At 70.7% G+C, this 12,099-nt stretch carries 9 protein-coding genes and 2 pseudogenes; 8 read left to right on the forward strand and 3 right to left on the reverse strand.

Annotation, left to right across the window (positions count from 1 at the left end; all coding sequences use genetic code 11):
- The first annotated feature begins 2 nt into the window (after positions 1–2).
- Positions 3–1,313, forward strand: coding sequence for an alpha-L-fucosidase (locus IM770_RS10045; protein ID WP_203580986.1), 1,311 nt, complete (start codon positions 3–5; stop codon positions 1,311–1,313).
- A 117-nt stretch (positions 1,314–1,430) separates the two neighbouring features.
- Here the strand turns inward: IM770_RS10045 and IM770_RS10050 are convergent, their stop codons facing one another.
- Both IM770_RS10050 and IM770_RS10055 read right to left on the reverse strand, forming a co-directional pair.
- On the reverse strand, positions 1,431–2,039 hold the full coding sequence (locus IM770_RS10050) for a PadR family transcriptional regulator (protein ID WP_203581084.1): 609 nt from the start codon (positions 2,037–2,039) through the stop codon (positions 1,431–1,433).
- 134 nt (positions 2,040–2,173) lie between these two features.
- A pseudogene (locus IM770_RS10055) lies at positions 2,174–3,052 on the reverse strand (DUF4097 family beta strand repeat-containing protein); the annotation flags it as partial.
- A 206-nt stretch (positions 3,053–3,258) separates the two neighbouring features.
- Here IM770_RS10055 and IM770_RS10060 point away from each other — a divergent pair.
- Entirely contained in the window at positions 3,259–4,059 is an 801-nt protein-coding gene (locus IM770_RS10060; RefSeq protein ID WP_203580988.1) for a MerR family transcriptional regulator, read from the forward strand.
- Between the two features lie 89 nt (positions 4,060–4,148).
- On the opposite strand, the gene IM770_RS10065 is transcribed toward IM770_RS10060, so the two are convergent.
- Complete coding sequence (locus IM770_RS10065) at positions 4,149–4,313, reverse strand: hypothetical protein (protein ID WP_194398908.1); 165 nt, start codon at positions 4,311–4,313, stop codon at positions 4,149–4,151.
- A 210-nt stretch (positions 4,314–4,523) separates the two neighbouring features.
- Here IM770_RS10065 and IM770_RS10070 point away from each other — a divergent pair, with 210 nt between their 5' ends.
- From IM770_RS10070 to IM770_RS10095, 6 genes and pseudogenes are all read left to right on the forward strand, one after another.
- Positions 4,524–5,411, forward strand: a complete 888-nt coding sequence (locus tag IM770_RS10070) for an SDR family oxidoreductase (RefSeq protein WP_203580989.1) — start codon at positions 4,524–4,526, stop codon at positions 5,409–5,411.
- A gap of 45 nt (positions 5,412–5,456) precedes the next feature.
- A complete protein-coding gene (locus IM770_RS10075) occupies positions 5,457–5,723 on the forward strand; it encodes a DUF7218 family protein (protein WP_203580990.1) in 267 nt (88 codons plus the stop codon).
- An 84-nt stretch (positions 5,724–5,807) separates the two neighbouring features.
- On the forward strand, positions 5,808–6,824 hold the full coding sequence (locus IM770_RS10080) for a DNA topoisomerase IB (protein WP_203580991.1): 1,017 nt from the start codon (positions 5,808–5,810) through the stop codon (positions 6,822–6,824).
- A 476-nt stretch (positions 6,825–7,300) separates the two neighbouring features.
- On the forward strand, positions 7,301–7,714 hold the full coding sequence (locus tag IM770_RS10085) for a fluoride efflux transporter FluC (RefSeq protein WP_203580992.1): 414 nt from the start codon (positions 7,301–7,303) through the stop codon (positions 7,712–7,714).
- On the forward strand, positions 7,711–8,085 hold the full coding sequence (gene crcB, locus IM770_RS10090) for a fluoride efflux transporter CrcB (protein ID WP_203580993.1): 375 nt from the start codon (positions 7,711–7,713) through the stop codon (positions 8,083–8,085). Before IM770_RS10085 ends, crcB begins: the two co-directional genes overlap by 4 nt.
- A gap of 125 nt (positions 8,086–8,210) precedes the next feature.
- Positions 8,211–11,345 (forward strand): annotated as a pseudogene (locus IM770_RS10095) (efflux RND transporter permease subunit); the annotation flags it as partial.
- Positions 11,346–12,099: the final 754 nt, after the last annotated feature.

The raw sequence follows: 12,099 nt of genomic DNA on the forward strand, positions 1-12,099 counted from the left end.
TCATGACCGACGAGACCTGGGACGACCTGACGCGTCCCCTTCCCGACTGGTTCGCGAAGGCGAAGTTCGGAATCTTCATCCACTGGGGCGCGTACTCGGTCCCCGCCTGGGCGGAGCCGATCGGCGCGCTCGGCGAGATCGCGGACGACGACACCTGGTTCGCCCACAACCCGTACGCGGAGTGGTACTTCAACACCATCCGCATCGACGGCAGCCCCGCGCAGGCGCATCACGCCGCACGGCACGGCGGCGCGCCGTACGACGACTTCCTCGACCAGTGGAAGGCGGAGCGGTTCGATCCCGCGGCGTGGGCGGCGCTGTTCGCGCAGGCGGGCGCCGACTACGTCGTGCCGACCACGAAGCACCACGACGGCATCGCCCTGTGGGACGCGCCCGGCACCGGCTACCGCAACACCGTCCGGCGTGGTCCGCGGCGCGATCTGATCGGCGACATCGCCGACGCCGTCCGTGCCGAGGGCATGCGCTTCGGCGTGTACTACTCGGGCGGTCTGGACTGGTCGGTCACCGACTTCCCGCCGCACCGGTCGGGAGAGCAGGTGCACTCGCTCCGCCCCAACGACGCCGCGTACCACTACTACGCGCTGGCGCACGTGCGCGACCTCATCGAGCGGTACCGGCCCGACGTGCTGTGGAACGACATCGAGTGGCCCGACGCCGGCAAGCACCGGGGCCCGGATGGGTTGCACGAGCTCTTCGAGCGCTACTACGCGGCGAACCCCGACGGCGTCGTCAACGACCGGTGGGGCGACACCCACTCCGACTTCGCCACCACCGAGTACTCGGCGATGAGCGAGAACGAGGCGAAGGACGTCTGGGAGAATAACCGCGGCCTAGGCTGGTCGTTCGGGTTCAACCAGCTCGAGTCGCCCAAGGAGATCCTCGACTCCGAGCGCCTCGCCAAGCACTGGATCGATGTGGTCGGCAAGGGCGGACGCCTTCTCATCAACGTCGGGCCGACGGCCGAGGGCGTGATCCCGGAGCTGCAGCAGGAGTCGCTCCGCGGCTTCGGCGCGTGGAAGCAGGCGCTGGGCGGTGCCGCCGAGACGACGGAGCGGCGCGACCCGTCCCTGCCGTCCAACGGCCGCTGGCGGCGGGAATGGTGGACGCCGAGCGAGCGCATCGTCTTTGTCGACGCGACCGGCGAGCACCGGCTGGACGGCGCCGGCGTGGACCCCGAGCGGTCTCGCGTGCTGTCGGGCGATGCGATCGTCGAGCGCGACGGAGACGACGCGGTGCTCCGGGTGGGCGGCGTCGACGGCGGCCCGGTCGCCGTGGCCCTCGCCCGCCGCTGACCCCGCGCAGCCGCACACCCGGCCGTCGAGCGAGCGGTGAGCGGAACGCAGAGACGAAGCGCCCCGGACCTTCGAGAAGGTCCGGGGCGCTTCGTCTGCGGAAACGGATGCCGCGGCTCAGCCGCGCAGCGTGCGCGTCACCTCTCGGGCGACGCGGTCGAGCTCCGACGCGAGCTGGTCGACGAGCGAAGCGGCGAGGTCGCCGCCCTGCGCGACATGGGTGCGCAGGTCGGTGCGCACGCGGGCGCGGAATTCGTTGACGGCGGCGTCGGCGCGCTGCAGCTGCTCGCGCGCCAGCACCCGCGCGTCGCTCTCGCGAGGACCATGCGGCGTGGACTTGCGCTCCTCGCGCGAGGCCGCCGCCAGGTCGGCGCGGAGGCTCTTCATCGCCTCGCGCACACTGCCGCGCACCTCGTCGGCGATGAGCCGCACCGAGTCGGCGAGCCCCGCCTCGATGCCCTCGAGCTCGCCGGCGCGGGACTGCACCTCGGCGTGGCCGGCCTCGGTGATCGCGTACACGGTCTTGCGGCCGTCGACGGTCTTGGTCACCAAGCCCTCCTCCTCGAGCTTCGCCAGACGCGGGTAGATGGTGCCGGCGCTCGGGGTATAGGTGCCCCCGGTGCGGTCCGACAGGGCCTGCATGATGTCGTAGCCGTGGCGCGGCCCCTCGTCGAGCAGGTTCAGCAGGTACAGGCGCAGGTCGCCGTGAGAGAAGACCGGGGCCATCATCACAGCGCTCCTCGGTCGACGCCCGTCGACGCGTCGCCGGCGGGGTCGTCGCCGGCACCCGGCGCCGGTGAGCCGGCGGCCGCGGCCGGAGCCGACGACGCAGGGGGCGCGTCGGAGGCGGGGGCCGAAACCTCGGGGGAAGGCGAGGCACTGCCGGGCACGGCGGCCGGGGAGGCGGCATCCGTCACCGGAAGACCCGCGCGACGCAGCACCGTGATGTCGCCCGATACGCTGTGGGCGCGCACGTCGGCGAAGCTGCCGCTGAGCTCTCCGACGGCGCCGGAGTAGTTGGTGGTGGGACCGGTGCCGGTCCCCGAGCGCACGACGCCGTCGATCTGCACGCGTCCGCTGACGCTGCGGACCACGTAATTGGCCGGATAGCCCTCGTCGAGGCGCACGGTGACGTTGCCCGAGACGGTGTTGAGCCCGACCGAGAGGATGTCGCCCGTCGAGTCCACGAGCAGCGCACCCGACACGGTGTCGATGGTGGCCTTGCGCAGGCTCCCCGTCGCCGCGACGTCGCCCGAGACGCTGTTCGCATTGAGGGCGCCGACCAGTTCCCGCACCTGCACGTCGCCCGACACCGCGTTGACCGAGAGGTCGCCCGTGATGCCGTCGACGATGATGTCGCCCGACACCGTGTTGAGGGAGGCGTCGCCGCGCAGACCCGAGACCAGACCGCTCGCGCTGACGACACCGAGGGTGAGCGCGATCTCGCGCGGGACCGCGACGCTGATCTCGGCCTTCGGCCCGCCGGTGCCGAAGTTGCGGAACACCTCGAGGAAGTTGTCCCAGCGCAGCTGCGGGTGGTCGATCTCGACGCGGTCGTCGGCGACCTCGATGCGGAGGTCCTTGACGGTGACCTCGTGCACCTCGATGCGGATGCCGGGCTCGTCGTGGGCGATCACGTCGATCTGGCCGCCGACGAGGCCGATCTTGAGCGAGCGCGCGGTCTCGATGTCGATGACACGTGTCTCGCCCGGGTGGATGATCCACTTCTCCAGGGTCATGACTGCCTTCTCCTGACGTTGTCCGATGGGGATCCGAATCGCGATATATCGCGTGCTAGCACAATAACACGATATATCGTGTTCGTGTCAAGTGCTCGCCTCCGCTTCCAGGTTCTTCCCGGGCAGGATGCGGACATCGGCGTTGACATTGACGCGACGTCAACCTTTAGCGTGGTCTTCGACGACGCGAGAGGAAGGAGGTCGTCATGGGAACGCCCGACGAATGGTCGATCCAGCAGATCGCCAAGCTCGCCGGCACCACCAGCCGGACGCTGCGCCACTACGACGACATCGGGCTGCTGGCACCGTCGAGCGTCGGCCACAACGGCTACCGCTACTACGACCAGGCCGCGCTCGTGCGCCTGCAGCGCATCCTGCTGCTGCGCGAGCTCGGCCTCGGACTGCCGCAGATCGCGAAGGTGATGGAGCGCGAGACCGGCGAGGTGCCGGCGCTCGAAGCCCACCTGTCGTGGCTGCGGCAGGAGCAGGACCGCCTGGCGCGGCAGATCGCGTCGGTGGAGAACACCATCAACGCCGTGAGAGGAGGTGAACGACTGATGGCAGAGAACATGTTCGACGGCTTCGACCACACGCAGTACAAGGACGAGGTCGAGGAGCGCTGGGGCAAGAAGGCGTACGCCGACAGCGACCGCTGGTGGCGTTCGATGAGCGCCGACGACAAGGCCGCGTGGCAGCAGCGCGTCTCGGATCTCGGTCGCGACTGGATCGCGGCCGCGGAGGCCGGGATCGCACCCGACAGCGACGAGGCCCAGGCGATCGCGAAGCGCCACGTCGAGTGGCTGACCGGCATCCCCGGCACTCCAGCCGCTTCGGCGGGCTCAGCGACCGGTGGAGGTGCCGACGTCAAGGGGTACGTACTCGGGCTCGGTGAGATGTACGTCGCCGATCCGCGCTTCGGCGCCAACTACGCGACGAGCCACGGAGGCACGCACGGCGCCGAGTTCGTGCGCGACGCGCTGCGCGTCTACGCGGAGGCGAACCTGTAGCGGGTGACGTCGTCCACGCGGAGAAAGGCGGATGCCGCGGCCAGCAGTGGCCGCGGCATCCGTCTGTCTTCAATCCGGGGCAATGCAGGTCAGCGCGTACGGTTCCCGCTGATCACTCGGAACAACCAGACGATCAGCGCGATCACGCCGACGATGATGGCCACCCACAGCAGCCAGTTCAGCGCCGAGTTGAGGCCGCCGACGATCGCCAGGATGATCGCGACGACGATGATGATGATCAGGGCGAGGTTCATGGGAGGTTCTCCTTCTGTCTCTCGGTGCACGGGATGCATCGAATGCCTCTTGGGCACACCTCGACAGTGGCACCGGAGCGGCACACCTCGTAGGGGCTTGACGAGCCTCCTTCGCCGGTGATACGCCGCGGATTTCCGGCGGACTAGAGGCGACGCACAGGGAAGTCAACCCCCGTGAGCGCCGGCGCGGCCGCCCGTACCGTCGCGGATATGAGCAGACCTGCGCCCACCGATCCGACGACCGCACACCACGACGACGGCTTCCCCGCGCAGGAGCAGGAGCAGCCGGGCCTCACCGACGAGACCCGCCCTGAACCGGACCACGGCGAAGAGTCGTATCGCGGCGCCGAGCGACTGAAGGGCCGGCGTGCCCTCATCACCGGTGGCGACTCCGGCATCGGCCGCGCCGCGGCGATCGCGTTCGCCCGCGAGGGCGCCGACGTCGCACTCACCCATATGCCCGAGGAGCAGGACGATGCCGACGACACCGCGCGTCTGATCACCGAAGCGGGCGCCCGGGCGCTGCCGCTGGTCGGCGACCTGCGCGAGGAGGACTTCTGCGCCGAGATCGTGGAACGCGCCGTCGGCGAGTTCGGCGGCCTCGACATCCTCGTGCTCAACGCCGCGTACCAGAAGGACCGCGAGGGACTCGACAAGCTCGAGACCGCCGAGCTCGAGCGGGTGTTCCGCACCAACCTGTTCGCGCAGATCTTCACCGCCCGCGCCGCCATCCCTCACCTGAAGCCGGGCGCTTCGATCATCGTGACGACGTCGATCCAGGCGTTCAACCCGTCGCCGGGGCTCATCGACTACGCGATGACCAAGGCCGCGCAGGTCGCCTTCGTGAAGGCGCTCGCGCAGGAGCTGGGCGAGAAGGGCATCCGCGTGAACGGTGTCGCACCCGGCCCGATCTGGACCCCGCTGATCCCGGCGACGGGCTGGGATGCCGAGCGCCTCGCGACGTTCGGACAGGACACGCCGCTCGGTCGCGCGGGTCAGCCCGCCGAGCTCGCCGGCGCCTACGTCTACCTCGCCAGCGACGAGTCGTCGTACACGTCGGGCGCGATCCTGCCGGTGACCGGCGGCAAGGGACTGTGACGTCCGCACCCGCACCGGCGGATGCGGTGATGGAAGGAGGAAGCCATGCCTCAGGGACGCGGATCGAACCTCAAGGACCGCGACATGTACGAGGAGCTGCGCAAGGACGGCGCCTCGAAGGAGAAGGCCGCGCGCATCTCGAACGCCGCAGCCAACCAGGGTCGCAAGGCCATGGGCAAGCGCGGCGGCAGCGCCAAGGACTACGACGACCGCACGGTCCCCGAGCTGCGCAAGCGCGCCAAGGAGCTCGGCCTCAAGGGATACTCGGGCAAGAAGAAGTCCGAGCTCATCTCGATGATCCGAAACCACTGATGTCGGACGCGGCCGCCGGGCTCGCCGGAGAGCGCTTCGACAAGCCCGGCGACCGCCGCGCGATGTCCCGGGTAGCGTGAGCGGATGCCGAAGCTCGTCCGCGTGCGGCCCCTCGTCGACCCCGGCTTCCGCCGCGTGCGCTCGGGTTCGGGCTTCCGCTACCTCGACGCTCGGGGTCGCGCGCCCGGGCCTCGCCACCTCGCCCGCATCCAGGCGCTGGTGATCCCGCCTGCCTGGCAGGACGTCTGGATCAGCGTGCGCCCCGACGGTCACATCCAGGCCGTCGGCACGGACGACGCCGGCCGGCGGCAGTACATCTACCACCCGGACTGGACGGCCGGCCGCGACCGCGGCAAGTTCGCCCGGGCGCTCGCACTCGCCGAGGCGCTGCCCCGGGCGCGCGCCCGCGTGACGACGTCGATCCGCCGCCAGGACCTCGACCGCGAGCGGGTGCTCGCCGTCGCCTTCCGGCTTCTCGACGACGCCGCTCCCCGCATCGGGTCGGAGCGCTACCTCGCCGCCAACGGCAGCCGCGGCCTCACGACGCTGCACCGCCGCGACGCCTCGGTCGAGGCATCCGTCGTCACGCTCACCTTTCCGGGCAAGAGCGGCAAGCAGCAGTTCCTCGAGATCGACGACGCCGACCTCGCCGCCGCGGTCGAGCTGCTCGTGCCGGGCCGGCCGCGCTCGCCGCTGCTGGCGTGGAATCGTGGCGGACGACGCGTGCCGCTCACCCCGGCCGAGGTGAACGCGTACGTGCGCGCGCTCACCGGTGGGCGTTTCACCGCGAAGGACTTCCGCACTCTCCGCGGCACGATCCTCGCCGCCGAGGCCCTCGCCCGCATCGGGACGGTCGACACCAAAACGGATCTCAAGCGCGCCGAGGTGCTCGCCGTGCGCGCCACGGCCGAAGCGCTGGGGAACACGCCCTCGGTCGCCCGCGGCTCGTACATCGACCCTCGGGTCTTCGCGCGCTACCGCGACGGGCACCTCCTCGATCTCTCGAAGACCGGGGAGTCGGCGATCCGCGCGCTTCTGCTGCGTCCGGCGCGCCGGGGCGGCGAGCCCGAGTTCCCGGAGGACGTCGAGCTCGCCGAGTAGGGATCGCCGGCCTGCGTCGTTCGGAGATGCGGAGCGTTTCGTCTCGCTGCGCTTCCGCCCCCGGCCGTTGAGCGGAGCGCGCTCTGGCGCGCGCAGACGAAGCGCCTCGGTGTTGCGGGATCGCCGGGGCGTTTCGTCTCGCTGCGCTCGCTCAACGGCCGTTGAGCGGAGCGCGCTCTGGCGCGCGAAGACGAAACGCCTCGGTGTTTGCGGGATCGCCGGGGCGTTTAGCCTCGCTGCGCTTCCGCCCCCGGCCGTTGAGCGGAGCGCGCTCCGGCGCGCGCAGACGAAGCGCCTGGGCGTTGCGGGATCGCCGGGGCGGTTCGTCTCGCTGCGCTTCCGCCCCCGGCCGTTGAGCGGAGCGCGCTCTGGCGCGCGAAGACGAAACGCCTCGGTGTTGTGGGATCGCCGGGGCGCTTCGTCTCGCTGCGCTCGCTCAACGGCCGGGGGTCGGGCCCCGGGAGTAGCGTGGACGGATGCCGCAGCCCGTCGATCCGCGCGTGCTCGGGGTGGTCGTGGCCGGCGGCGCGGCGGGGGTCCTCGCCCGGGGAGTCATCCTCGCGCCGACCACCGACCCGGCTGCGGTGCCGTGGGTGACCCTCGGCATCAACGTCGTCGGATCGCTGCTGCTCGGGGTGGTCGTCGGCTGGCTCGACGGCCGGCGTCCGCTGCTGCGCGCGTTGCTCGGCACCGGGGTGCTGGGCGGCTTCACGACCTACAGCGCGTTCGCCGTCGCGACGGCGCTGTGGGTCACGACGCCGTGGCTCGCAGCGGGGCTGGGCGCGGCATCCGTCGTCCTGGGCGTCATCGGCGCGATCGCCGGGCTCTTCGTCGGACGCCGCTTCGCGGACCGGCCCGGCGAAGTCGAGCTCCTGGAGGACGCGGAGTGAGCCCGCTGCTGCTGGTCGCGGCGCTGGCCGGAGGCGTCGGAGCGGGACTGCGGTACGTCGTCGACCGCCTGCTCACCCCGACGCGAGGCGCGCGGTTCCCCATCGGGATATTCGTGGTGAACGTGTCGGGGTCGTTCGCGCTCGGGCTCGTCACCGGGCTCGGTTCCACCGTGGCCCCGGAGCTGTCGCTCGTCCTCGGGCTCGGTCTGCTCGGCGGCTACACCACCTTCAGCACGGTGTCGGTCGAGACGGTCCTGCTCGCGCAGCGGAAGCAGTGGCTGGATGCCGCCGTCAACCTCTTCGGCACGCTCCTCGTCGCCGCGCTCGCGGCGGGGCTCGGCCTGGTGCTGGGGTCCTGCATCGCCGGCTGACCCCACCCCGGTCCCAGCGGTTTCATATGAGAGCTGCATGAAATACTGAAACCGATACATCTCCGTATCGTGCGGACGCCCCCACCGCCGCATCCCTGCACCACCACACCAGCGAAGGCCTCCGTGTGTCGAACCTCGCCGTTCTGAGTCTGAAGAACCGCGCGCTCATCGCGCTCATCACGATCGTGGCCGCCATCTTCGGCGGACTCGCGCTCACGAACCTCAAGCAGGAGCTCATCCCGTCGATCGAGTTCCCCGCGCTGATCGTCGTCTCGACGTACCCCGGTGCGTCGCCCGAGGTCGTCAGCAACGACGTGTCGGTGCCGATCGAGACCGCCATCCAGGGCGTTCCCGGGCTGGAGTCATCCACCGCGACGAGCACCACGAACGCGTCGATCGTGCAGGCGTCCTTCACCTACGGCACGGATCTCGCGACCGCCGAGCAGAAGATGACGCAGGCGATCAACCGCATCAAGGCGCAGCTCCCCGAGGGGATCGAGCCGAACGTGCTCTCGGCGAGCATCGACGACTTCCCCGTCATCCAGCTGGCGGTGACGGGCTACGACAACGAGGCGACGATCCAGTCGCAGCTCGAGGCATCCGTCATCCCCGACCTCGAGGACGTGGCCGGGGTCAACGCGGCGCAGATCGTCGGCGGCGTGGGCGAGCGCATCACGATCACCCCCGACCAGGCGGCGCTCGCCGAGGCGGGCTACACGCAGCAGGCGATCAGCGACGCGCTGGAGCAGAACGGCGTGCTCTTCCCCGGTGGCGAGATCACCGAAGGCGACGAGACGCTCACCGTGCAGACAGGTTCGAAGATCACCTCGGTCGACGAGATCTCGGCGCTGCCGCTCGTGCCGTCGACGGCCGACCAGTTCACGGCGGGCCAGAAGACGATCGCCGACGTCGCGACCGTCGCCGAGGAGCAGGACCCCGTCACCAGCGTCTCGCGCGTGAACGGTGAGCCGGCGCTGACCATCGCGGTCACCAAGCTTCCCGCCGCGAACACGGTCGACGTCTCGCGCGGGGTGCTGGCGATCCTGCCCGACCTCGAGGACTCCCTCGACGGCGCCGAGTTCACCGTCGTGTTCGACCAGGCGCCCTACATCCAGGAGTCGATCGACACGCTCGCGAAGGAGGGCCTGCTCGGCCTCGTCTTCGCGGTGCTCGTGATCTTCGTCTTCCTTCTGTCGGTGCGCTCGACGCTCGTCGCGGCGATCTCGATCCCGACCAGCGTGCTCATCACGTTCATCGGCATCCAGGCCTTCGGATACTCGCTCAACATCCTGACCCTCGGCGCGCTCACGATCGCGATCGGACGCGTCGTCGACGACTCCATCGTCGTGATCGAGAACATCAAGAGGCACTACGTCGGCGACGCCGGCAAGAAGACCGCCATCCTGCGCGGCGTGCGCGAGGTGGCCGCGGCCATCACTGCGTCGACGATCACGACGGTCGCGGTGTTCCTGCCGATCGCCTTCGTCGGCGACATCACCGGCGAGCTGTTCCGTCCGTTCGCGATGACGGTGACGATCGCGATGACGGCGTCGCTGTTCGTGGCGCTCACGATCGTGCCGGTGCTGGCGTACTGGTTCCTGCGACCCGGCAAGCCGGTCCTCGACGCAGAGGGCGTCGCCATCGACCCCGAGGACCCGGCCGCACCGCCGAGCCGCCTCCAGAAGGCGTACCTGCCGATCCTCCGCTGGACGCTCAAGCACTCGTGGATCACCCTGACGCTCGCGGTGCTCGTGCTGGTCGGCACGCTCGCCGCTGCGCCGTTCATGAAGCAGAACTTCCTGGGCGACTCGGGCCAGAACACGTTCACGATGACGCAGGACATCGGCCCGGCCCCCTCTCTCGAGGCCGAGAGCGCCGCCGCCGAGCAGGTCGAAGAGGTGCTCCTCGACATCGACGGAATCGAGACCGTGCAGGTGTCGATCGGATCGAGCGGCTCGGCCCTGCGCGACGCCTTCTCGGGCGGGGGCAGCGGCGTCACGTACTCGATCACCACCGACCCGAACGCCGACCAGGTCGCCCTCCGCGAAGAGGTGCAGGCCGCGGTTGCCGACCTCGACGACGCCGGCGAGATCACGGTGGCCGCGGGCGGCGGTGGGTTCGGCTCGACCGATATCGCGGTCGACGTCACCGCCCCCGACTCCTCGACCCTGCAGGAGGCGACGGATGCCGTCATCGCCGCCGTCGACGGCGCCGAGGGCGTGGGCCAGGTCACGAGCAACCTGTCGGCTTCGCTCCCGTACATCGCCGTCACGGTGGACCGTGACAAGGCCGCCGAGCTGGGCCTCTCGGAGGTCGCCGTCGGCGCCCTGGTGTCGAACACGATGCAGCCGCGGTCGATCGGCTCGGTCGAGATCGACGACACTGCGCTCACCGTGTACCTCGCGGCATCCGAGACGCCGGCGTCGCTCGACGAGCTGCGTCAGCTGCCCGTGCCGAGCGCCACCGGTCCGATCCCGCTCTCGGACGTCGCGACCGTGGAAGAGAGCGAGGGCCCGACCTCGATCACCACCGAGGGCGGCCAGCGCACGTCGACCGTGACGATCACTCCGTCGACCGACGATCTCGCGACCGCGTCGGCCTCGGTCACCACCGCCCTCGCCGACGCCGACCTGCCGTCATCGGCCGATGCCACGCTCGGCGGTGTGGTGACTCAGCAGCAGGACGCGTTCGCGCAGCTCGGCCTCGCCCTGCTCGCGGCGATCCTCATCGTGTACATCGTGATGGTCGCGACCTTCAAGTCGCTGCGTCAGCCGCTGCTGCTGCTGATCTCGGTGCCGTTCGCGGCGACCGGCGCGATCCTGCTGCAGATCATCACGGGCGTGCCGCTCGGCGTCGCCTCGCTCATCGGCGTGCTGATGCTCATCGGCATCGTGGTGACGAACGCGATCGTCCTCGTCGACCTGGTGAACCAGTACCGCGAGAAGGGCCTGTCGGCCCACGACGCGACGATCGCCGGTGGCTCGCGTCGTCTCCGTCCGATCCTCATGACAGCCCTCGCGACGATCTTCGCGCTGGTGCCGATGGGACTCGGCCTCACCGGTCAGGGCGGCTTCATCTCGCAGCCCCTGGCTATCGTCGTGATCGGCGGGCTCGTGTCGTCGACCGTGCTCACGCTGCTCGTGCTGCCGACCCTGTACAACCTCGTCGAGGGTGCCAAGGAACGGCGTGCGGAGCGTCGCCGCGGGCGCGATGATGGCGACGGTGGCGGCGACGGCGGCCCTGCTCCTGAGGGCGATGGCCCGGAGGACGGAACGGATGCCGCGACCGCGGGCGTGCTCGTGGGCGCCGGCGTCGCAGGGGCCGGGGCGGCTGGTGCCGGTGCCGGTGGTGGCGTCGCTGAGGCCTCGGATGACGCATCGGGCGTCGCCGGTGCAGCGGCCGGTGCGGTCGCGTTCGAGACGCGCCGCCAGCGCCGTCAGCGTGAAGCCGGTGGCTCGGTCGCCGCGGAGACCTCCGAAGTGGCCGTGCCCGAGATCGAAGAAGGCCCCGACGTCGAGGTGTCGGAGTCCACGCCGGCGCCCGCGAACGCGGCCGCCGTCGCCGACGAGCTGACGTCGTCCGACCCGGTACCGGACATTGCCGAGCCGGACGGCACCGAGGCCGACGGGGCCGAGGCGGACGGGGCCGAGTTCGATGCCGTCGAGGACTCTCGCGTGGAGCGGGTCGACGAGCCCGACCTCTCGGAGTCCGAGCCGCGGGCGGACGGAGTCGCCGAGGGCCTCGAGACCGCGGAGCCTGACGCGCACCCTGACCCGGCGCCGGCGGGCGGCGAAACCGCCGAGATCGAGTCCGGCGAGGTCGAGGCCGTCGCGGGCGGGCCTGCCGAGGCCGAGCGCGACGAGCCCGTCGCCGCACCGCCGACGATCATCGATTCGGTGCCGTCGGGCGACTCCGCCTCGGCGGACGCCTCCGAGGGCGAATCGGTGGAGCCGCACGAAGCACCGTCGCCTTCGGATGAAGGCGCCGAAGCGGTCTCCGATGACGACGAGCCGT

The sequence above is a fragment of the Microbacterium hibisci genome (genome assembly GCF_015278255.1).
GTDB classification, from domain to species: domain Bacteria; phylum Actinomycetota; class Actinomycetes; order Actinomycetales; family Microbacteriaceae; genus Microbacterium; species Microbacterium hibisci.

Coding starts and splice junctions, on each gene's coding strand:
- IM770_RS10045 (WP_203580986.1), top strand. CDS start 3: ATGACCGACGAGACCTGGGACGACCTGACGCGTCCCCTTCCCGACTGG.
- IM770_RS10050 (WP_203581084.1), bottom strand. CDS start 2,039: ATGGCCCCGGTCTTCTCTCACGGCGACCTGCGCCTGTACCTGCTGAAC.
- IM770_RS10060 (WP_203580988.1), top strand. CDS start 3,259: ATGGGAACGCCCGACGAATGGTCGATCCAGCAGATCGCCAAGCTCGCC.
- IM770_RS10065 (WP_194398908.1), bottom strand. CDS start 4,313: ATGAACCTCGCCCTGATCATCATCATCGTCGTCGCGATCATCCTGGCG.
- IM770_RS10070 (WP_203580989.1), top strand. CDS start 4,524: ATGAGCAGACCTGCGCCCACCGATCCGACGACCGCACACCACGACGAC.
- IM770_RS10075 (WP_203580990.1), top strand. CDS start 5,457: ATGCCTCAGGGACGCGGATCGAACCTCAAGGACCGCGACATGTACGAG.
- IM770_RS10080 (WP_203580991.1), top strand. CDS start 5,808: ATGCCGAAGCTCGTCCGCGTGCGGCCCCTCGTCGACCCCGGCTTCCGC.
- IM770_RS10085 (WP_203580992.1), top strand. CDS start 7,301: ATGCCGCAGCCCGTCGATCCGCGCGTGCTCGGGGTGGTCGTGGCCGGC.